At 37.1% G+C, this 22,451-nt stretch carries 15 protein-coding genes; 4 read left to right on the forward strand and 11 right to left on the reverse strand.

Annotation, left to right across the window (positions count from 1 at the left end):
- Positions 1-168: 168 nt before the first annotated feature.
- Positions 169-1,632, reverse strand: a complete 1,464-nt coding sequence (locus ACM03V_RS19405; RefSeq protein ID WP_414622437.1) for a hypothetical protein — start codon at positions 1,630-1,632, stop codon at positions 169-171.
- Between the two features lie 149 nt (positions 1,633-1,781).
- Between ACM03V_RS19405 and ACM03V_RS19410 the strand changes: the two genes are divergently transcribed.
- Positions 1,782-4,340: a dynamin family protein gene (locus ACM03V_RS19410; RefSeq protein WP_414622438.1), complete on the forward strand. Its 2,559-nt coding sequence runs from the start codon at positions 1,782-1,784 to the stop codon at positions 4,338-4,340.
- Between the two features lie 458 nt (positions 4,341-4,798).
- Here the strand turns inward: ACM03V_RS19410 and ACM03V_RS19415 are convergent, their stop codons facing one another.
- The gene (locus tag ACM03V_RS19415) at positions 4,799-5,887 is read right to left on the reverse strand and encodes a hypothetical protein (protein ID WP_414622439.1); all 1,089 of its coding nucleotides are present in this window, start codon (positions 5,885-5,887) and stop codon (positions 4,799-4,801) included.
- Between the two features lie 866 nt (positions 5,888-6,753).
- Between ACM03V_RS19415 and ACM03V_RS19420 the strand changes: the two genes are divergently transcribed.
- Together ACM03V_RS19420 and ACM03V_RS19425 are read left to right on the forward strand one after the other, a co-directional pair.
- Positions 6,754-8,469 (forward strand): ABC1 kinase family protein, encoded by a 1,716-nt coding sequence (locus ACM03V_RS19420; protein ID WP_414622440.1) that lies wholly within the window; start codon positions 6,754-6,756, stop codon positions 8,467-8,469.
- A gap of 191 nt (positions 8,470-8,660) precedes the next feature.
- Entirely contained in the window at positions 8,661-9,035 is a 375-nt protein-coding gene (locus tag ACM03V_RS19425; protein ID WP_414622441.1) for a hypothetical protein, read from the forward strand.
- Positions 9,036-9,234: 199 nt separating this feature from the next.
- Here the strand turns inward: ACM03V_RS19425 and ACM03V_RS19430 are convergent, their stop codons facing one another.
- The 9 genes from ACM03V_RS19430 to ACM03V_RS19470 form a co-directional block, all read right to left on the reverse strand.
- Complete coding sequence (locus ACM03V_RS19430; protein ID WP_414622442.1) at positions 9,235-10,158, reverse strand: Npun_R2821/Npun_R2822 family protein; 924 nt, start codon at positions 10,156-10,158, stop codon at positions 9,235-9,237.
- A 3-nt stretch (positions 10,159-10,161) separates the two neighbouring features.
- Entirely contained in the window at positions 10,162-11,163 is a 1,002-nt protein-coding gene (locus ACM03V_RS19435; RefSeq protein WP_414622443.1) for an Npun_R2821/Npun_R2822 family protein, read from the reverse strand.
- Positions 11,164-11,202: 39 nt separating this feature from the next.
- A complete protein-coding gene (locus ACM03V_RS19440) occupies positions 11,203-12,177 on the reverse strand; it encodes a glycosyltransferase family 10 domain-containing protein (RefSeq protein WP_414622444.1) in 975 nt (324 codons plus the stop codon).
- A gap of 99 nt (positions 12,178-12,276) precedes the next feature.
- Positions 12,277-13,482, reverse strand: coding sequence for a glycosyltransferase family 4 protein (locus ACM03V_RS19445; RefSeq protein WP_414622445.1), 1,206 nt, complete (start codon positions 13,480-13,482; stop codon positions 12,277-12,279).
- 73 nt (positions 13,483-13,555) lie between these two features.
- Positions 13,556-13,915, reverse strand: coding sequence for a four helix bundle protein (locus tag ACM03V_RS19450; protein ID WP_414622446.1), 360 nt, complete (start codon positions 13,913-13,915; stop codon positions 13,556-13,558).
- A gap of 172 nt (positions 13,916-14,087) precedes the next feature.
- Positions 14,088-16,334: an ABC transporter ATP-binding protein gene (locus ACM03V_RS19455; RefSeq protein ID WP_414622447.1), complete on the reverse strand. Its 2,247-nt coding sequence runs from the start codon at positions 16,332-16,334 to the stop codon at positions 14,088-14,090.
- Between the two features lie 56 nt (positions 16,335-16,390).
- On the reverse strand, positions 16,391-17,551 hold the full coding sequence (locus ACM03V_RS19460) for a glycosyltransferase family 4 protein (protein ID WP_414622448.1): 1,161 nt from the start codon (positions 17,549-17,551) through the stop codon (positions 16,391-16,393).
- A gap of 79 nt (positions 17,552-17,630) precedes the next feature.
- Positions 17,631-18,662: a glycosyltransferase family 2 protein gene (locus ACM03V_RS19465; RefSeq protein WP_414622449.1), complete on the reverse strand. Its 1,032-nt coding sequence runs from the start codon at positions 18,660-18,662 to the stop codon at positions 17,631-17,633.
- Positions 18,663-18,780: 118 nt separating this feature from the next.
- Positions 18,781-19,770, reverse strand: a complete 990-nt coding sequence (locus tag ACM03V_RS19470; protein WP_414622450.1) for a hypothetical protein — start codon at positions 19,768-19,770, stop codon at positions 18,781-18,783.
- 820 nt (positions 19,771-20,590) lie between these two features.
- On the opposite strand from ACM03V_RS19470, the gene ACM03V_RS19475 reads away from it, so the two are divergent.
- Positions 20,591-21,643: an Npun_R2821/Npun_R2822 family protein gene (locus tag ACM03V_RS19475; protein ID WP_414622451.1), complete on the forward strand. Its 1,053-nt coding sequence runs from the start codon at positions 20,591-20,593 to the stop codon at positions 21,641-21,643.
- Positions 21,644-22,451 lie beyond the last annotated feature (808 nt).

A 22,451-nucleotide genomic window follows, 5' to 3' on the forward strand; every position in this document is an offset into this window, starting at 1 on the left:
GCAGTAGTAGGTTGGGTTAGACGCACAAGTAATCTTTATAGTTGATGAAGAGTTTAAGTTGCGTCGTAACCCAACATTTACGTTTAGGTTTTATATCATAAGCCAGGGAGCAAGATATTATCAAAGCTAGGGAGCAAGATGCTCCCACTACCAATATTTTTATAAAACTTATACAGCTACAGCCTCGAGTAATTCATCTTCTACATTCGATTCATCCCTAATATTGAAGTAATAATAGAGATTTGCAACCGTTAAATCGGAAGCTTGCTCTAAATTATCTGTAACCAATATTTTATAACCAGCAGCTTTTGCTTGTAGATTTATGTAATTTTCGTAATCTCTACGCAAATCTGGCTGAAACATAAATCTTAATTGATCCCGTAAAGAGTAATAATGCGATTTTTCGCTTAAGTTTTCGTATATAACTTGTTCTGGTGGTACAGATAAAGAAGTTGAAGTTGATGTAATTTCTTCAGTTTCCGAACTATTGAAATCGCTACTATTCAAAAGTTCAAGCTCGGAAGTAGAAAGATTTCGCATCCAATCAATTTGATTTTGCCAAGTTTCAACAACAGCTAAATCGTGATTGCGAATACGGCTCATTTCTGGGAAAAGGAAATTTAGCTCGTCTTTCGAGGTACAAGAATTAATAATTGTGGAAGCGTTTTCGCAAATGTGATTTTTGAGGTGATAAAGGCGATCGCTAACTGCGGACATTTCATTTTGTAGTTGATAGGTAGTAACAATCGCTTGCTCTATAGCCCAAGCGCATTCTAAACGACGAAGTTGTCCTGCTGCACAAGTTTCTCCTAATAATTGAGGGTTTGTGTAGCTTGCTAATGCTTGATATAACATTCCTCGTACTGCATCGATTTCAGCGTTTCTGCGGCTGTCATCTTGTATTTGCATCGCAGAGCGAAACCGTTGCAAAGCTTGAGTAAATAAGCCATAAGCTTGTACCAAAACTACGCGATGTTGTTCAAATTTAATATCTTGAGCAACTTGTTCAATAACTTGTCTAATTTCTGCACCTTGATCTCTGAGGGCTTGTTTTAAGTCGATGAAACCGTTTTTGACTTCCAAGCGCATTTGTTTTACGTCTTCGCGAAGCTTCAATGTTTGCTGTAAATTAATCGCTGATAGTGCGATAGTTGCTACCGTTCCCACTCCTATTAATGCGGTGGTTGCTTGCAAAACTCCTACGCTTGTTTGTAACGCGGCTAATCCGGCTTTTACTACAGCAATTTGTCGATAGGTTTCTTGAAAACCCATATGGTTCTGAACCATACCCGCTCCTTGGGTTGCAATTCCTGCAACATTAGTTGCTTGGACGACACCTAAACCTTGCTGTACTATTTTTACACCCGTTTTTGCTGCATCGAACTTCTGTTGAGTTTCTGGAAGATTAATATGGCTATCAAGTGTATGTACTCCTTTGATTAAGAACTGAAGAGGCGTAATCAAAGGGGATAAAGGAGTATCTTCTAATTTTGCACCAATCGCACGAGCAACGAATTCATTAGTCTCCTTATCCCGTACTATTCCGATAGGTCCTTGTTTAGTTACAACTAACATAAATTTACCGGCATCAATTTTATCTTGAACGTCACGTGGAAACTCAAAATTCAACATATAATTTTTCTCTTCTTAAAAAATTCATCATTAATTTAAACCTAGCTGCTACTGATCGAAGCAAGTAACCGTATTTACACAGTACATAGATAAATTTTGCTTAAAACTGGGAATACTAAGTACGGAAAAGCTTAATCAAAGTTAGTTCTATGAATACATCAGTTGTCGGCAAAGAAGCAGTTGACTTACTCTCGCGCATTACAGAAAAAAATCTCAGTCACAGAGATGTAACGCCACCAATGATATTTCTCGCGAGCTTAGTCACAGTACTTTTGGGTGTAATATTTATCGATGGCAAAGTCGCAGAGGAAGAGAAAAAGATTTTACTTGCAACGCTATATCGTTTTAGTACTCCAGATAGTGAAGTGCGTAAATTAACGCATTTGATGATTAAAGGTGTTAAAGAAAATCAGCTATATAGAAAAAGCAACGATTTATTAACGTTAACAGCTTCACTAACGGAATCTCAACGGCTGTTATTGATTGGTTTCGGCTATGAAATGTCTGCTGCTGATGGGGAAATGGATTCCCGTGAGAAAAGTTATTTAGAGATGCTGAGCAAGCGTTTAAATATTAATTCTCAGCATTTAGCAGTTTTTGAAGCTGCATTTACTCATCAAGAAAATCTAGATTCAACAATTTTAGAAGAAGTACGGTTTCTACTCGAACCCGTGCGCTTTCAAGAATTAGATACTGTATTTGTCAAAGCAGCGCGGGATATGCTGGATATACTACCGGCTTTACCTGAAAAGAAATCAACTCAGAAACCTATTGCTATATCTTACGATGAATTAAAAAAGTTTCAAGAACATCGTTTGCAATTAGATAATATTTGCAATCAATTCTTTCAAATACTTCAAGACTGTCAAAAGCGTAATTTTATCTCTGAAACCTTTATAAATGAAGCAAAAGCAATATGGAGAAAAAATCAATCGGAGCGGTTTCGAGTTGCAGTAGTAGGTGAATTTAGTCAAGGTAAGTCAACTTTACTTAACGCTTTGTTAGGTGAAGAAATCCAGCCAGCACGAGAGATTCCCTGTAGTAGCACGGTAACGGTTTTAAAATATGGCAAGCAAAAGCGAGTGATTTGCGTTTATAAAGATGGTAGAGAAGAAGAAATTTCATTTGATGCTTACCAACAAAAAGCAAGTCTTTCTGAAGATGCAGCCATTGATTGCTTAAGCGACGAATTAGCTCAATCGGAAATTGAAGAAATTATTTTTGAACATCCAGACTTAGAGTTATGTAAAAGCGGTGTCGAAATTGTAGATTCTCCAGGATTAAACGAACATCCTCAACGAACCGCGATTACTCAAAAATTACTTAAAGATACCGATGCAGCAATTTTTCTGACTAACGCTTCACGTCCTTTAACACAAGGAGAACGTGATTTACTACACGAAATAAGAGTTTATCTCAACGGTGGTAAAGATGACAAACCAGCAGATAATTTATTTATCGCTTGCAATTTTATAGATTTAATTCGTACAGCAAAAGGTAAAGAACAAATTCAACAACGGATTACAAAGTTTGTTCAAGCTGATAATCCACTAATTGCCGGGGAAAATCGCATTCACTTTATTTCTGTTCAAGCCGCACTCGATGCAATTATCAATGGCTCGAAAGATGCATATTTGTCAGATTTTAACCATTTTGTTTCATCTATCGAAAACTTTTTAAGATTTGAACGCGGTGAATTGAAGCTGAAACGTTTAAATCTAATTCTCAATACATTTCATCAAAAATGCGATAAAGTTTTAAACCAAGCGCAGAATACTATCGAAGGTAAAATAAAAATTTCGGAAACCGATAAAAAAGAAATAATAGAACAAATTGGAGAAATTAGCGGACGCGATATCAAAATTTATACCCTTGCCAAAACCCTCAAAAAAGAGGCATCCGCAAAAGCAATTAAATGTCGCAAGGAATGGTATGAAACATTGCGCGATCGCATATCTACAAAAAGCAAGTCTTGGCACTCGGAACACAGCCCTGTTTGGAGCCAAAATCAATTGATTAAAGACTACACAAATCAATTTATTCGAGATTTATCATTAGAAATAGATGAATGGGGAACTAAAGTTCTTAAAGATGTGATTCTGCAAAAATATATTAAATTTTTCGATGCCAATATTAAGCATGAATTAGATGAAATTCAAGCAGATTTTAAAAATTTAGATATACAGGTTCATTCAGATTTTAGCTCCCAGATGCAATTATCTATTGATGGCATCAACGATGATTTTAAGGGATTTATGGGAATTGGCGGTGGAATCGGAATCGGTGGAGCTTTAGCTGCTGGTTTATTAGTATTTACAGGTGTTGGTTTTATCGCAGTTATTGTAGCCAGCGTTGCCGCAACAATTGCAGGCTCCTTCGGCTTAGGAATGCTCGATATGGATGGATTGCACGACAAAATTAAGATGAAAATATTAGAGGAAGGACTCAAAAAATTTGATGATTCTATAGACAAACTTGATAGCAAAATCAATCAAATTGTTAATAAAGTCTTTGATACTAAAGTTGAATCAGTTAATAAAATAATTGCTCAAGCTATTTCCCTTTACGAAAACCTTTTAGAGCAGCAAGAACACGTTTCCTCAGAAACTATAGAACAACGTCTTGCCGATAAAGCATGGATTTCTCAAAAGCGTGGCGAACTCGAACGGATACAGCAGGATATTAAATCGATTGTTGAGGTTTCTTAACCCAATCTACAAACGCTATTTAATAAAACAAAAAAAATGAGTAGAGAGTATCTAATTGCTGAAATTAGTTACCCATCTACTCAAAATAAAACTGACAATTTGCAATCTCTTGATGTTGGGAATAAAAAAAGGAAAATTACTTAGATTCTCTTCCATAAATAATACATATTATAGCAAATGTACTGAAAAAAATGTAGGTTGGGTTAGACGCAGGAATAATTATGGTTGATGAAGGATTTGATATGCGTCGTAACCCAACATTTTCATTTCGGTGCAGACTATGTTGGGTTGTGCCGTTCAGCTTTGCTGCGGCTCAGGCACACCTGCGGTGTTCACGTTCACGAAGTATGCCCGAAGGGCTTAGTGTAAGCGAAGCGCTACGTTCCTCAACCCAACCTACAAGCTAACAGGACATCATATTTCGGAATCCGGAGGCGCTTAAGCGCTACTACGAACTATCAATTACCAATCGGTGGCGCAAGTGCTGCACGAGGAGTTCCACCACCACCAATACTATTAGGACTATTATTATCGACAATATATAATGCCTCAAACAGCTTCATAAAATCGTCGTAAAATTTTCCGCTTTCACTCTGGAATTTATACCCATATTTATGACGAAATTCATCGGTAACTCCTTTCTCTACTGCAAAATAGTGAGCATCTCCGGCTGAGTCATCTACGACGTAAGCACCATAATCTTGCAAGGCATCAAATAGCTTTTTAGCTGCTGGAGTTTGTAAATTCAAACTTTCCTTTGTAATTCCTGGCCCAATTGCTAGCAATGAACCCTGTACTAAAGCATGATTGCTACCACCGTAATTTTCTGCTGCATAATCATCAGCACGATCTGCTGGCCAGCGATATCCGGGTATTTTCTTATCGTAAAATAGATATTTATCTGCCCAAATCACAACTTTCAAAGCATGACGAATCGGTTTATCGTTGGTAAGTTCGCCTTTACGAATTGAACCGCCAATTGAAGACAACCCCGAACCAAAGTGTGCCCCTCCTATTCCTTCTCCATAGATATCTACGTTTTCATGTCGCCAACCGTATACCGGACTTTGTTCGTCACAACGAGCTAAAGGTGAAAGCTGTACTAATGTTCTACCATCCGGCATCAAGAAGGCAGAAGCATTATTTGGTGTACGGAATGGTTTTTTTGTCGCGTCTGGAATAATCAAATTATCGGGAATAGGTATGTCAATATCCATATATTTTTTACCCGTACAGCGCCCTTCTCCCCAAGCACCGGGAGCATAAACCGAACGGTGTGGATACTTATCTTTTAACCAGAAAAAATATTCTTCGTCTGCGGTTGCATATTTGGATTTACCAATATTTGCCTTGACGTAAACTGCATCGGAACCTATCGGCATATTCCAAATTGATGTAGATAAAAAGGGCTGCAAAAACTTGTCTCTAGTGGGGGTTTTACCAAAACTACTCTGACAGCCCCATCCAACAGCCATAATTACGCCAATTAAGAAAACAACCAAAATACGCAGCCATGCCGTACTTGTAAAAAATGAAAGGTTTTTCATTCTATTCAAACAATCGCATCAATTTACATTTTCAGGAAAAATAGTCAAGAAATAATAAAGCATTTACTTAACTAACGGCCATTATAATTAAGTGCCACATTTAAAACTTTATATAGCAATCTTTAGCTTCACTTGCCTATCATTCCTTGATTTTTTATAAAAAAAAATTTAGAAAAATTATAGATTATATGTATTTATTTACTTTGCGCTCTTAGCTATGAAAAAGCATAATTCGCTGAGGAAGATGTTTTGGTTGAGCCTATAAATCAATCTTGTTCATTTACAATACCTTTGGATTGTACCAAGAGGCGCAAAGCTCTCAAACAGGCTCTGTAACTGTGTAATCCCGTTCGCTTCGACTTCTAGCTAAAACCGTTGCAATCTCAATGCAAAATAATCCTGTCTCAATCTAATTGCCAGCTAATTACCAGAAGATTATTAACCGAAATCATTTTGTGGTATTTACTGAAGTTTAGTTGATAATTATTGATTGCAAAGTAACAAAAATGACTCGTAATTTACTCTGGTTGCTTATCCTAATCGTCCCTCTATATTACAGCTTGAGATAAATAGAATTATGGCGATCGCCTAACTCTAACAGCGGGTAAATAAGTACTTTCATACATATAGGCTTGCGAGTTTCCAACATTTTGATTACTCAGCTAAGTATTTATACTTTTATATAGTAATATAAAATAATAAGAGATAAAAAGTAACTTTTAATAAACTTTGGCTAAAAAGTGCAAAGTTGGACGGGAAAACATCATTATATTGTTTGTTTAACTAATGGGTGCCCATAACCGCTTTTTTTTTTTGAAGATTGAGTTTGATTGCAATTTTTATAGGTAAAGAGGTACAAAAGGGAAGTGAATTCACAAACCCTCACACAAAACAGTCGTAAGTACGACGCACGTCAAATAGCGCGATACCATCGCCTACGTCCTTGGCTAGCTTGGGGACGTGCAATTACAATTGTCTGGAATTTCGTCTGGTTTATTCTGGGTCTAAAGTGGGATGATTGGCAGGGAGTAGCCGAACGCAACAAGTTGAGACGAGCGGTTCATTTACGAAAACTTCTGGTGCGTTTGGGGCCAGCATTTATTAAAGTTGGTCAAGCTTTATCAACGAGACCGGATTTAATTCGCAAAGATTTTCTTGAGGAACTGATCAAATTACAGGATCAATTGCCACCGTTTGACAATGCTCTTGCTTTGAGACAAATTCAAAGCGAGTTAGGTCATCCAATTAAAGAAATATTTAGCGAACTTTCCCCCGCTCCGGTTGCTGCTGCAAGTTTGGGACAAGTTTATCGGGGTCGTTTGCACACGGGTGAAGAAGTTGCCGTAAAAGTACAGCGACCAAATTTACGTCCGATTCTTTCGCTTGACTTATATTTAATGCGTTGGGCTGCGGGTTGGTTAGCTCCTTGGTTGCCTTTGAATTTGGGACACGACTTGACATTAATAGTAGATGAGTTTGGTACCAAATTATTTGAGGAAATTGACTATCTAAATGAAGGTCGTAACGCTGAAAGATTCGCTACTAACTTTCGCAACGACCCCCAGGTCAAGGTTCCGGCGATTTACTGGCGCTACACTACAACTCGCGTTTTAACTTTAGAATGGCTCAACGGATTTAAGCTCACCGATACCGAAAGTATTATTGCAGCAGGTTTAGATCCGCAAGCAGTGATTGAAATTGGGGTAACTACAGGTTTACAGCAGTTGTTGGAACATGGTTTCTTTCACGCAGATCCCCATCCCGGTAACTTGTTCGCCATGCCAGATGGTAGGATGGGCTACATCGACTTCGGTATGATGGATCAGCTTGATGAAACTACCAAGGAAACCCTTGTAGATGCGATTGTTCATCTAATAAACAAGGATTATACCGACTTAGCTGGCGATTACGTAAAGCTGGGTTTTCTGACGACCGATACAGATATTCGTCCGATTGTACCGGCTTTAGAAGCATTACTTGGAGATGCAATTAATCGTAACGTCGGCGACTTCAACTTCAAGACAATAACCGATGAGTTTTCCAAACTCATGTACGAATATCCTTTCCGAGTCCCTGCCAAATTTGCTTTAATTATTCGTTCCTTGGTGACTCAAGAAGGTATTGCCCTATCGTTAAACCCCAACTTCAAAATTCTAGAAGTCGCATATCCTTATGTAGCGCGGCGATTGCTAACGGGTGAATCCGCGCAATTGCGACGAAGATTGATTAACGTGCTGTTTAAAGATGGTACATTCCAATGGGAACGATTGGAAAACATGATTGCGATCGCGCGTACCGATAACAGTTTTGATTTGTTACCGACAGCACAAATGGGTTTGCAGTATTTACTGAGTGACGAAGGTCAGTTTCTTCAGCAGCAGTTAGTACTCGCACTAACTGAAGATGACCGCTTACACGCTGAAGAAGTGCAGCGCTTATGGAATATGGTCAAAGACGATTTAAACCCATCTCGCTTATTAGGTGCGGCTTTTGGAGTTTTGACTCAGTTTTCCAGAGAAAGAGTTGCAGCAATATTACCTCCTTTGGGCACCTCAAATTCGGTGAAAAACAATTATTCATGACCTCTCGCCATGAACGCGGAGCGTTTTCTCGTAGAGTACCTCTCTCCTAAAAGGAAAGAGGCTTTTAATTTTTCTCCGATCCCCCTTCTCTTGTAGGGAAGGGGTTAGGGGTTGGGTTTACGAAATTTCAAGTTAAATGCAATACTTATTAAATAACCTCTGAGAAAGCAGCATATAAATTAGGAGTTTTCATGTATTATTATCCTTCCGATCCCCCATACTTAATCTTAATTTTGGGATTTTTTATCGCCGTAACTTCCGGTGCTGCATTAGGCGGAACTTTAAAAGTAATTTCAAAAACATGGCGCAAAAAAGGTGCTGAAACTTCTGCTCCTCGTTTCTCCAATAAACAGTTAGTCGTACCATTTATCGGTATTACAATTGGTACTGGTTTATTTCTTTGTTCGGGTTTAGCGATATTTGGTTTTCCAAATTGGCTAGCTTGTGCGGTTGGTATACCAGTTACTCTTTTAACTTGCATTTTAACTGCTTTTCAACTAGGAAGTATGATGACTTATGCTGAAAGCCGAGGATTTAAATCTTTGGATTTAGATTCTTTTAGTTAAAAGTAATAAATTTAAACTTAATTTTTCGCCGTTTGTAAGTTGTTTTTTAGAAAGCAATTTATGAACGGCGAATATTTTTTTAGGGTGAAAGGAGATAAAAACCGGAGAGACGCGGAGTACGCAGAGAATGATAAGAGAGGTTTGTAGTTGTGCTTCAGCGCCTCTTATCGGAAGCGCTGAAGCGCAACTACGAACCTTACTACTTCAAGGAACGCAAAAAAGTTTTAGCTTCATTCATAGTTTTTTGCCAAGAAGTTGGTTTAGGCTTTTCTGGAAATACTGGTGGTGGTAATTGTGGGTTCAAGTTGCGATAATGTTCCCAAATTTCCCAGTAAGGACAACCTGGTTCGATACGAATGCCTGCCCAATGTAAATACTGTAAAGTTTGGTTGACTGTTGGGTCTACTAATTTATGTCCTTCATGTAAGAAGTGAGATGTTCCTCCCCAGTTCCCCGGTGCTTTTCCTTCTCTATTAACTATGTTGAAACGGTTGGGAATCCGTTTGAGCAACATATAATTAATAATTGGTTGATCCGATGTTTTTTCCGAGAAATCAAAGTATTCTGGATGTTGGGCACATTCTGCGAAAGTTTCGTATAAATCCTGTTCGGATATCAGGTTTTTCTTGGAACCCCAAAAGCCACCGTTGAATATGTCTTTGACTTCGCTTTCGGTAAATACTTTTTCTTCTAATACTGTGGAACTAAATACGTTTCTTATTCCACCCAAATGTTGGTAATCGCAGCAAATAAAGTCGGTATTTTGTAAGTAGTTGAGATTGTCAATGATTTTTTCAAAGACGACAATATCCGTATCTATATACAAAAACTCATCGAAGGGACCAAACCAACAAGCTTGTTTACGAAATTGATTCGGACGAGCAAAGAATTTACCACCAAATGTTTCGTATAATTTGTTAGACAAACGGTCTATAAATTCTAAATCTTGGTAAACTTCTACTCCATAATATTTATCGAGAGTAGCAGCAATTTTGTGATAATTATCATCATAGGGAATCATCACAATGGGGGTTTCGTTATCGTGGAGACGAATGCTATTTAGTAAAGCAATAGCGTGATCTGTCACCTTATCATTCGCAATTATATAAATTCCTTTAGTCATGGGTTATGCTCCAGCTTTTATGCCTAATTTTTTTAAAACTCGCGTGCTTAAACTTGGTGGTGCGTTGTAAGCTTTTGGTTTGGTGGTGAATTTTGGTCGCTTATCTGGTTCGTGTAGGTAGCGGTAATGCAAGAAGGTTTCGCGGTAAGGAAAATCAATATTTTCTCCATTACAAACCTGCTCGAAGAATTTAGAAGATAAGCCGATATAGTGCAAATAAGTTAAGCAATTATCTTTGTCATATACCAAATTATCCCGTTCTTCAAAATGGGGTGATGTAACGCAACACCCGGTGATTTCGCTTTGTGGTAAATTATGAGCAAAATTATAGCTAGAAACTTCCGACCGCATTACCATGTAGTTAAGAATGGTTTGGTCGGGAGCATTTTTGTATAAGATTTCTGCTTCTCCGGCTTGCAATTGCGATAATAGATAATTGCGTTTTTCTACGTCAAATAAATGTTTTTTTGTACCGTAAAAACCAGAACAAAATATTTCATTATCAAGGCGAGATTGCGGAAAAATATCTCTTAGTTTATCTGAATTTACATCGTATACGTGACTTAAGTCTTTATGCTGAAAATCATAAACAACAAAGTCATTACGATTTAGCTGCTCGAATATGTAATCTAATGAATTAATTATCAGAACATCGGCATCTATATATATGAATTTGTCGTAAGCACCTTCAAAACCGGCAAATCGATGATGCGTTCCACCACGATACAATCCGGACACTCCCTTTGCTTGCCATTCTTTAAAAGCATCAGGATGTGCTTGCCAAACTTCTGTAGAAAAGTCTTGCCAAAGTTTAATTGCGTCAGTATCAGGAAATATTTCAACGTTGCTTCTATGTTTTACTTCCTCTCGGACTTTTTCTAATTGGTCATTATAAGGAATAATAGAAACAGGATATTTACCGGCATTTACTTCAATTGAATTGAGTAAAGCTACTAATTGGTCGTATACTACATCGTTTGCAAGAATGTAGAGTCCTTCAGTCATTTAAACCTCCATAAACTCTGAAAATAATGTGAATAATTATCAAAAATTCTTGACATAATCTGAAAGCCACGAGATTAAATTTAGTTTATGTAAAATAATTTGTCTGGCTTCGGCGATCGCCTCTTTAGCTTCATACCAAGCATCTGGTGTGGATGTAACTTCTTTGATATACTCAAATCCTTTTTCATCCATGCTTGGTAATCTTAAAAAGCTTCCGGGAGGTAATAATTTATCGGCAGCAGGGCCACCATAATATATAGGTAAACACCAAGCGAGTAGAGCATCCCAAAGTTTTTCGCTGACGTACCAATCATTATCGGCGTAGTTCTCAATTGATAAGTTGTAATAGTAAGGTGCCATGCCATACCATTTATTACTAAGTTGTCCGTTTCCTGCTGACCAATCTGGTAAACCACGTCCGTATAAATCAAATTCTAATTCTTGATCTTGCAGCATTTTTAAAAATGCTAAACGCTTGCGATGATTTTCGGTGCGATTAATCCCAGATGTGATCCAACTTAAAGGTCTATCTTTCACTGGTGGCGGCATTTCATTTAACTCGCTGTAGGAATTAGATAAATACCAAATTGCGGGCATATAATCGGGATTGGGTGCGAAATCGTCGGGGCCTGAAACGTAACTACAGTAATTTTGAGCTAGTTTATAAGACTTTTTATTAGTTTCAACAACTTCTTCTAAAGGAGGTTCGCGCAACAGATAAATTACCTTTTCTTTAGGCATTCCGCGCAGTTTTTCTTTAAAAGTTTGCTGTGCCTGCTGATATTGTGCTTGCGGCTGTTTATTTTTCCAAAACAATAAATGCTTGTGTGGTGGTGTAGGAAAACTCGTGTAATTGTACATCAACAAAAAATCTGGTTTTGGATGCGTTGAAATCAGTTGAATATTATCCCAAACACCAAAATGTTCCGGAGTTTGTTGCCACAGCCAATCGCTTCTGTTATCTAAAGCGCCATAGCTGCTCATCATACCAATTTTGATTTTGTTTGTTTTCATATATTTGAATTAGGGAACGGGGAATAGGGAACAGAGGAGGAGAGGGGGAAGAGGGGGAAGACAAGGGGACAAGGAGAAATTACTCTTAACTCCTAACTCCTAACTCCTAACTGGTAGTAAAGATTCATCGACGTAGCTGAGAATTTTTTCGGCTCGCTTTTCCCAGGAAAATTGTTTGACGAAATCAATGCTATCGGAATAACCATTGATTTTTCGGGGATGGGTTTCTAAAACTTTGGCTACCGATGCGGTAAATTCTGCTGCGCTATCGGGATTGCACCAAGCGTCTATCGCCTTGGTGTTTTCAAATTCGGTTAGGGAAGGAATTCTTGTGGCTACGATGGGTGTTCCGGAAGCAAAATAATCAAATAGCTTCAAGGGGGAAGTAAAGGTTGCAGCTTTTCCGGAGCAGTGGGGATGAGCTAAAATATCGGCTGCTTGCAATAATGATGCTAATTCTTGTTGTAAGATAAAGCCGAGAAAGGTAATATTATCAACTTGCTTTTCTTGGGCTAGTTGCTGATAGTGGATTACCTCTTCTTCCTTGCCTCCCGCACATACAAATTGCACGTAAGGTAGCTGCTTCGCTACATCAATTAAGACGTTAATTCCTTTAAAATGTTTTAATGCACCAGCATAAACTACTAATTTTTCTCTGCCATTTTTTAGTAGTTTCTTACGCCATTCCGCTGCTGCTTCTGGATGTCTTTCCATAAATAGGCGATTATAACCGTTGTGCAACTTAACAACTTTTTCCGGCGGCATTCCATTAGCAATCATGCTTTCTCTTACCGTATCTCCTACGGTTACGGCAATTTGAAATAGTGGATTTTTGACTATTTCTTGTGCAAACGGTTTATCTTCGTGGTGGTGGTGTTCGTAAATTGCCGGTACGCCATTTTTTACCGCAGCTTCGATAAAATTCCAGTCGCGACTGTGAACTATTTGAGTAGTAGGAAGAATATGGAAGCGAAAATAATATTTTGAAGCAATAGTATTAGAATTAGTAAATTTAGTTTTAATATAATCTATCGGGAAAGGCATTGGTAAAGGAGAAACTTTTAGCTTTTCCTGAAGATTGTAATATCTAACAAGTTTTTCAGGTATTTGTCTTGGTTGGAAAGGACGAATTAAATTAACCGGGTTTAAAGCCTCTCTTCCTTTTTCAGGATATATCAATACTGTGGAGTAACCTAAATTCGCAACCGCATTAGCTGCATTTGTAGATTGAACTAAATGAGCTTCCGGTAATGGTAATTCTTCTTTTATAAAGTAGATATAGTGTTTTGGTTTAGTGGTTTTCATAGGGAGTAGGGAGTAGGGAGTAGGCAGTAGGCAGTAGTTAGGAGTAAGTAAGTCGGCAACCTACCTACGCCCGTTATTTCAATTTTTTAATCAGGCCGTTAATCATTCTACTTTCTTCATGGAGCCAAGAAATAATTAATTCTATCTCTTTTTTATTAGTTAATCCTACCCGTTGAGATAAAATAAGATGTGTTTCTAATTCATTGATTGAACCTTGGGCGATATTAATAAATCTAATATAATCACCTGTGCTTCTTCTTCCATATCCTTCTGCGATATTAGCTGGAATAGAAACCGCAGACCTTCTTATTTGTTGCACCATGCTATATAATTCGTCTCGGGGAAATAGTTTGGTTAAGAAATAGCATTTTTCAGCTATATCCATACCTTTTTGCCAAATTTTTAAGTCTTTAAAATTAATTATTTCCGACATTCAAAATTCTCTTCTTAACTACATCTAAGTAGGTTGGCGTTGAAAATTGTCATCATGATTAGGGAGTAGGCAGCTTTGTTGTAGGAATAAGGAAATGACGCTTATTTAGATTTTGTTATATAGCTGTAGAAGGTTTCTGCCGACTTACTTACTCCCTACTCCCCACTCCCTTTCAATCTTTCAACTTATCCTCAAACTGCTTTAACTGATTTAATAAATTTAAAGCTGATTGATAAGCCGTAGAAATTATTTCATCTTGTGATTGATTGCTATCTTCTTTTTCATTAATTAGCGAACCCAACGAATTAAGTATTGATTCAGTATTATTTCTGAAATCATTAGTTATCTCTTTTAATGTCTGTTCTTGAGTAACTTCACTACGATTTACCCCTACAGTGGTAACTAGCTGCCAGTTTTTCTGTAAGCTAGAAACATCTTCAAAAACATCGACAAAGCTAAGTATTTTCCAAGCTGATTTGTAAGATTCTTCTAATAATTCTTGCTTTTCTTTTGCATTTTCGGCTGAATTTTCTAGCAATAACAGCAGAAAACCAATTGTAGAATTTAACCGGGTTCGCATTTCATAAGATACCCGCACCAAACTTTGCGTTGCTCCATTTTCTGTTTCCCCTTCGGAGCCAAACTGCATTGAATAAAGTCGTTTATAATAACCGTCTTTCTGCAACAGTTCATTATGAGTTCCGACTTCCATGACGCTGCCTCGATCTAAAACCGCGATTTGATCGGCTTTTTGCACGGTGGAAAGACGGTGCGCGATTACTAAAGTAGTGCGATCGCGACTCAAATCATCGATGGCTTCTTGTACTAATCTTTCGGAAACGGTATCTAATGCGCTGGTTGCTTCATCAAGAATCAGTATTTCCGGGTTTTGTACCAAGGCTCTGGCTATGGCTAATCTTTGCCTTTGCCCTCCAGACAACATGACTCCGCGATCGCCAATTACTGTGTCGAATCCTTGAGGTAATTTGGTGATAAATTCGTAAGCATTGGCGCGTTTGGCTGCGGAAATAACTTCTTCATCGCTAATTTCAAATTCTCCGTAGGCAATGTTATTTCTTACGGAATCGTTAAAAAGAAAGGTGTCTTGAGAGACGATTCCCATTGATTTTCGCAGCGACTGTATACTAAATTCTCGTAAATCGGTATTATCAATAGTAATACTACCGGAATTTGGGTCGTAAAATCTTGGTAAAAGATCCGCTAAGGTGGATTTACCCGCACCGGAGCCTCCTACTAAAGCCAAGGTAGTACCACGAGGCAAATATAAATCTACGTCTTTAAGTATTAGTTTGTCGTGCCCTGGGTAATTAAAAGAAATAGAATTGAAATGTATTCCTTTTTCTAGCTTGCTAAAACTGAGATCGCCGTTGCCCATAAACGGTTTATCTGTTGTGTCTAAAAACTCTGTAACAATACTGATGCTAGGACTAATATTAGCAAGGTTACTGCGTAATGTATTTAATTGAGACATTAACGGCAGTACTCTTAATAAAATCAACAAGTAGGTCAGTAGTACTGCTGAAACGGTAGAAAGTTGGGCACTAAAAATAACGCGGCTTAAAAAGACAATTCCTAATAAAGCTGAAATACCCATTACTTCACTAATCGGTGCAATAGCTTCAGAGTTTAGCTGAGATCTAAAATCCGCCTCTTCTCGTTCTTTAATCAGCTTGGTGATTCTTTTAATTTCTTTATTTTCATTACCAGTGGATTTAACTAAACGTATTCCATTCAAAGTTTCTAGCATGGCGATAGAATATCCTTTCGATATTTCGCTTAACTGCTTACCAAACTTTTTGGAACGAATAATCGCATACTGATTTACTATGACTACTAAAGATAATAATACCGTCGCCGCAATGGTTAATTGCCAAGAAATTGAGATTAAAATTGCAGCAAAAACTAAGATTGTAATTGCCAAAGTCACTAGATTTATAAGCAGGCGCACGGCATTAGCAGCACGGCTAGTTTCTCCACCAAGCCGGTTGATTAAGTCACCAACTTTCATCTTGGAGTAATAATCAATATCAATTTCTAGTAATAGCTGTATTCCTGCCTCACGGATATCTGTAGTTATCCGGCGCGTCAAACTACTAGATGTTAATGCACTGGCATAATTTGCTAAATTTTTTAAAATAATTGTTAATAGAATTGTCCCTGCCATTAGCGCCAGTCGATAATCTTCTGAAAGATTATCAAACGGATTCAAAATCGCTTTAATAATTGGAGGCGCACCAGTTAAATTTACTTCTTGTCCGACAATCTTTAAAATTACTGGGACAATTAGTGTGGTACCAACTCCATTAAATAAAGCTCCCGAAAATCCTAAAATTATTGTGAGGATAATCCAGCCAGGATAAGGTTTAGCAAATCTAACAAGTAGCTTATTTGTAGACATGGAGCAATAGAATAAGAAGTTATTTATTACGTGTGATTTGTTGCCAACCTTGATAATTATAGACTCGAAATTAGCTGAGATAGTGTAGATGCCATAGTTTCTAAACTATATTTTTCTACACACTTTTCTCTTGCCCGCTGACCTTTTTGAGAAGCTTGTTCTAAATTATTAAATATTAGTTCAATTTGCTCGGCAATTTGGTCGGGAGAATTTGGGTCTACTAAATAACCAGTATCGCCTAAAATATCGGGAATATCACCTACGCGAGTCGATAATACAGGTTTAGCCATTGCCATTCCATCTGATAGCTTCAGCGGAAACTGAGCGTGAGCTGTTAAAGTATCTCGTTGCGGAACAACCACGACGTGAGCCGCTGCTACAATTTCAGGCATTGACTCAACCGGGGACTTTGGCAGCTTGATAATCCAACGTCCCCACTTTTCAATTAGGCGATCGTCATAATCATCGTATGGACTTCCGCCCACAATCACAAGCCTTAAATCCGGCTGATTCAACTTGTCCAACGCCATTAAAACGTCTTCAACACCTTTATGGGGTCGTGGTGCCCCAGGAAACATCAAAACTCGGTATCCTTCTAAGCCGTAACGTTTTCTACTAGCCTCCGCGTCATACTTATGAGGTGAAAACATTTCGGTATCTTTACCATTTGGTACGTAAACACCTCCAAAGCGTTGTTGCAGAAATTGAGTATCTATAGTTACGGCATCTGCATTTGGCACTAACCTTTCTATCCACTGAAGATACAGCGGATGATCGGGAAATTTTAATGCTCCATTCTCCTTAAAAATATCTCGGTAAAATTGCTTAGGACTAGGACGATACTTCCATTCATCACCACCGTACCAACTAAGTTCCCAGTCATCCATATCCAAAATTAAAGGACGACGACGGCGACCAAGTTTCGTCAATAAAGACACACCAAAACTCGTAGGCTTGGGTTTTACGGCATAAATAATATCGCCATCTAGCTTTTGCAAAAGTTGGCGAGTTGAGCTAAAAAACTGGGGATAATCTGTACCTGGAACCGAAATAATTGATATTCTTGAGGGGGGTAAAGCATACAATTCCTTACCGAATAAAAACCCTACAACCTCAACATCATAATCAATTTTTTTTAATACTTGTGCCAGTAAAAAAGCCCGAACGCTTCCGCCTCCGGCTAAATCGCTAACTACTAATGAAACTTTTTTTTTCATTATATTTTACTGTTTTTTACGTATGCTATAAGATTACTATTTGAATGTAGGAAAAACACGAGCGTACATTCTCTGTTCCCTATTCTCTTGCCCCAACAGTCTTTACTTTACTACCAAATAACTGATTAAAATTTGAGATAATTTTTTGAGATCGCGGTCCTCTGGCTTTCTCATAAATTAAGAAGCTAGGAGTGATTAATCTGAGTAAATATAATAATTTGATGACGGCTACATGGTGAATCTTAATTCTTTTATTCAATAACTCAAAAGGAGGAAAAATCATTTTAACGAGTCGAGAAAAATTCTGATGCTCTTTGTCCCTAATTGCTTCTTTGAGAAGAAAATCGATTCCAACTTGACATAAAGGAATCAAATTCTTATGCTTTAAAATCACCGTCTCATAGAACAGAATATAATAACCTTTCATGTAAGACCAGTTATTAGTTCTATTAGACTGATGTTTCGTATAATATGCTCCCACAATTGGGGTATATACAAAATTTACACCAAGTACGAGCAAGTCTACTGTAAAATCTCTATCTTGGAGAGCTTTAAGCTTTTCATCAAACATTTTCTTTTCCAAAACACTTCTATGCATCAGCAAACATTGCTGAAGTAAAGGAAACGATGAATTAGCTAAAAAGTCTGGAATAAGCAAACGTTTAGTTAATTGTTCTGAGCTTAAAGAACCAATAATATTTTCCTGTCTATCAGTAATGTTTTGCTCTTTATCTATAAATACGCGCTCATAATCTGCATAAAAAGCAGTATTCTCATTATCTTTTTGAGAAGAATAACTTAACTGAAATCTAATTTTATCTTCGTGAATCCAGTCATCTCCATCTAAAAACTGAATCCATTCACCTTGTGCTTTTTTAAAGCCAAAATTCCGCGATGAGGATACCCCACCATTTTCTTTATAATAATAACTAACTCGTGAATCTAAATTTTTTAACTGCTCGGCTATCTTTTGGGTGTCATCGGTAGAGCCATCATCGACAATGATGCATTCTAAGTCTGTAAATGTTTGTGTAAGTACGCTTTTTACCGAGCGTTCTAGAAAACCTGCTTGATTAAAGCAGGTAACAACGATTGAAACAACTGGAGTCATTGGTTAAATTTTACGATTAAGAATATTCCGATTGCTACTAAGTAGAAAGCCGGAACTTGTTTATTATAGTTAGGTAATTGTCGATGCACCACAAAACGTTGGGGTTATTGCCTTCGGGTTATTTGCTGGCAATAGTCGGTTCTTTGATTGAGATATTGGCACGCTCTAAATAAAACTTGAGTAGCGCCGTATATATGCGATCGATTGATGGCATCTGATATGGTTGTCTTGAACTCCAGATGACTGCAAAAGGATTAGGTTCCCAAACAACCATGTTTCCCTCTGCATCGTAGCTGTAATCAAAAGCCATGTAATCGAAACCCAGCGCTTTGCGTGCTTGCTGTAATTTTTCGTGGTTTGGATCTTCACCACTAAAATAAGCAATTTCTTCTGCCTTTTGTTTTTCAGCTAGTACCCGCTGATTATTGCGTACTTCCCAACCGTGAGAAAGCATCAACGGACCTGGAATACCCATATCGCCGATCGCAAAGTAGCGGTATTTACGATACAAACCTTCTTCGTCCTTAGTATCAATAAATTCTACTGCAATCGGAGCAATAAATTGATCGAAAGGAACGCTATCTAATTCATCGCGATTTTGGACTAAAAAGCTTTCACTACCATGCACCCAGTCTTCACGAATTAGGAAAGGTGTTGATAATCCTCCTAATGTTTTTTTGAAGTCTTCTACGTCGGTAATTTTTATTGTTTCTGCCGTGCGAATACCCACATCCCTAATCATTTTCGCCGCAACTGATTTGATTGAGCTTGAATGTGTATCTATGGGATTAATAATCGGAATATTACGCGATAAGCATTCAGATTCTAATAGTTTCGCTTCCTGATAAATATGAGGGAATCTTTCTTTTAAAGGGTCTTGTAACCAAGGTAAGAACAACGCATAGCGGTCCCAATTAGTAATCTTGCAACCTGGAAGATACTGAACTTCAAATAGATTCGCCGCTTCGGGAAAGTTTTGGCTCACCCAATAAAGAAAATAGTCATTGTATGTTGACTGATGGTCGCTTTGTCGAGCAATTAAAATCCGTTTTGGGTAACGAACATTGTTGATAAGTTGCTTAAGCGTCTGACGAACTTGATTATACATATAGCTTTATCTTTTATTAACTAAGAAAATTTAAGTCGATTTAATATTTAGTTTATATTATGACTTAAAGTTTTCGTATTTTCTCGGAGTTTGATAATTCAAAATTACCAACTTAACTTAACTTGAGTTTTGCAGCTTTTCCAGAGAAATATCACTGAAAAATTAATTCAGATGCCACATTTTTACGCAATAACTTATGTGCAAACACTGACAAAAAATCGTCAGTTTCGTGTTAAAAATTGAAACTTTTACAATTTTCTACTGAGTACTAGTTCTGACTTACTAATAACTGAACTTAGAAAGTATCAAATATCTTAACGGTAGAGCAAATATTGAAGATGTTTTAGTTCAGATGTAAAACGGAAAATTCAATTCATAGTCTAACTTTGCATTTGCAACTTATCCTAGAGCGAATTTACCGATCGTTCTAGAACAACTGAAAAGATTATATTCTTCATTAAGTATTATTACGGTTAGATTATTTGCTATATGGCTATAGCTAGATAAGCAAGAGGCTCTTTATGAAGGAGTTTAGAAGCGTAAATAAAGTTATCTTAATTACCTACATAAGATTACTGAATTTTGTTCGCAGAGCGTGAAAGGTATAAAAGGTTCAGTATATTTTCTGTTCACTAGCCACACGGTTTAATATATTTGTTCTTTGATTGAATATTCCAGTTAAATCACGCAAGTAATATTACGTGTGCTTTAAAGAAACTTTATATAACTTACGTAAGATTTACTAAATTTATATGCATTCTTTATAAATCTTCTGTTAGATATGGTTCATGTATTAATCTCTATTTAAGGAAAAACTCATATGACAGCTTTCGGTATATATACTCTTGCAAACGATATTGTATTCGACCAGTTAGTTGCACTTCTAAATAGTATTGAAGCTAACATTGGCTCCGATATTCCTGTATGTGTAATTCCTTTTGACAATCGTTTAAATAAAGTTAAGCAGGAAATCGGTTCGCGTGAAAACGTTACTTTATTTGAGGATACGTCTTCAATTGAACGTTGGGAAAACTTTGCTCTTCAATTTGCTAGCCTTCACCCAGAAGCACAACGTACCGATCGATTACATCCGCGATGGTACGCAGGAAAGCTGCATCGTAAGTTTGTCGCGTTTGATGGATCTTTTGAAAAGTTTGTCTTTTTCGACGCAGATAGTCTAGCTATGAAACCGATTGACGATATCCAAGAAAAATTACAGACTTACGACTTCGTTTTTGATGATTGGGAACATACCAAATCTCAAGATAAGGCAGCGTTAAATATTCCTTTAATTGAAGCAACTGGTATGTTTACACAAGCGGAAATACAGCCAAAACTACACTGTTCAAGCTTCTTCGGCTCAAAACGTGGAATCTTCAATATTGAAGAATTAAATATATTGCTCAAGCAGATGATTGAACAAAATGAAGCAGCTTGGGTTAACGCGACAGCTTGGTGGGATGATGCTTTCTTGTTTAACTACATGACTCTGAAATCCAATCGCTCGCAATTCAACTTTACACTCAGCCCCGATGGTAATGATAGAAGTGGTAACTGTGCTAATGCAGATCCATTCGTTGCGATCGACAATGTTTTATTTAATCAAGAGGGACTTAAACCTATTCACCGAATACATTATATGGGCTACCCATCAATTGACTTTACAAGATTGTCTAGAGGAGAAGACGTTGATATCCGCTTTAAAGATATCTTTTTGCACTATCGCTTTCTCAAACAACCTCATTTAAAACCATTGCTTCTGAAACCACCTACTTTTCAAGCTAAGGCAAATCGATCAATCAAAAAGTTAGTTAGTAAAATCGGTAAAATCGCAAGTTTAAAGGGAAAACTGACTACATCTTTCCCTAGTTAAGTAGAAATAAACTGTTCTCAGTTTATGTACGAGTGGCTATGAGTTGTAATAACCGAAAAGCTATACAAATCATTTTGCCCTATGGCGATAGCTTCGCTTGCTCATAAAGGCGATCGCCAATCCGTACAGTGACCTTTTTCTAAAAGTGATATTAAAATTCTTTCACCAGATATTATTGTTCTAAATTTAACATTGATTTCATGTTAATTATATCTACGACAGTTTTTACTGTGTTATTCTCTGTTCATAAGTCAGTATAAACACTAGCTTTTTAGAAAATTACAAAATTTTTTATTGATTTTAAATTTTCTAGAAACGATTAGTTCCGCAGGTTGCATTCTTTCCGCACGTGAATAAGGCTACAAATAAATATTTAATGGCGATAGAGGCTGTATAGCTGAACCCTTTTATATATTAGTTTTTAAGCTTGGGCACAAAAGCTACCAATAAAAGTCGTATATTATCGTTAGGCGTATACTTATTATGTCCAAAATGCTAATAAAAAAAAAGTTCGAGTGCTTTCTATTGACTTTATATTTTGGCATATTTGGTACGAGAAAAAATTACATTATTTTTATAATTTAATTTAATTTAATTTAATTTTTATCGCATAATAGTTTAGTTTTAATTAACCTATTAAACAGGTTTGATTAAAATTTGGCTAATAGGAACTAATAAGTTCAATTAAATAGATATATTGCAGCCTTTTTTAATGCATTTAAAGGTTGATTAATTTTAGTATCATTAGGCGTTATTGCCCTAAAAGATACTGAAAATATAGCTTGAGTTGGAACAATTACTGTAGGGT

Source organism: Calothrix sp. CCY 0018 (genome assembly GCF_963920925.1).
Classification (GTDB): domain Bacteria; phylum Cyanobacteriota; class Cyanobacteriia; order Cyanobacteriales; family Nostocaceae; genus Rivularia.

Bases quoted from the DNA above. Each gene is read 5' to 3' on its own strand.
- ACM03V_RS19405 (WP_414622437.1), bottom strand. From the start codon at position 1,632: ATGTTGAATTTTGAGTTTCCACGTGACGTTCAAGATAAAATTGATGCC.
- ACM03V_RS19425 (WP_414622441.1), top strand. From the start codon at position 8,661: ATGTATTATTATCCTTCCGATCCCCCATACTTAATCTTAATTTTGGGA.
- ACM03V_RS19410 (WP_414622438.1), top strand. From the start codon at position 1,782: ATGAATACATCAGTTGTCGGCAAAGAAGCAGTTGACTTACTCTCGCGC.
- ACM03V_RS19470 (WP_414622450.1), bottom strand. From the start codon at position 19,770: ATGTATAATCAAGTTCGTCAGACGCTTAAGCAACTTATCAACAATGTT.
- ACM03V_RS19435 (WP_414622443.1), bottom strand. From the start codon at position 11,163: ATGACTGAAGGACTCTACATTCTTGCAAACGATGTAGTATACGACCAA.
- ACM03V_RS19460 (WP_414622448.1), bottom strand. From the start codon at position 17,551: ATGAAAAAAAAAGTTTCATTAGTAGTTAGCGATTTAGCCGGAGGCGGA.
- ACM03V_RS19430 (WP_414622442.1), bottom strand. From the start codon at position 10,158: ATGACTAAAGGAATTTATATAATTGCGAATGATAAGGTGACAGATCAC.
- ACM03V_RS19445 (WP_414622445.1), bottom strand. From the start codon at position 13,482: ATGAAAACCACTAAACCAAAACACTATATCTACTTTATAAAAGAAGAA.
- ACM03V_RS19415 (WP_414622439.1), bottom strand. From the start codon at position 5,887: ATGAAAAACCTTTCATTTTTTACAAGTACGGCATGGCTGCGTATTTTG.
- ACM03V_RS19475 (WP_414622451.1), top strand. From the start codon at position 20,591: ATGACAGCTTTCGGTATATATACTCTTGCAAACGATATTGTATTCGAC.
- ACM03V_RS19455 (WP_414622447.1), bottom strand. From the start codon at position 16,334: ATGTCTACAAATAAGCTACTTGTTAGATTTGCTAAACCTTATCCTGGC.
- ACM03V_RS19465 (WP_414622449.1), bottom strand. From the start codon at position 18,662: ATGACTCCAGTTGTTTCAATCGTTGTTACCTGCTTTAATCAAGCAGGT.
- ACM03V_RS19450 (WP_414622446.1), bottom strand. From the start codon at position 13,915: ATGTCGGAAATAATTAATTTTAAAGACTTAAAAATTTGGCAAAAAGGT.
- ACM03V_RS19440 (WP_414622444.1), bottom strand. From the start codon at position 12,177: ATGAAAACAAACAAAATCAAAATTGGTATGATGAGCAGCTATGGCGCT.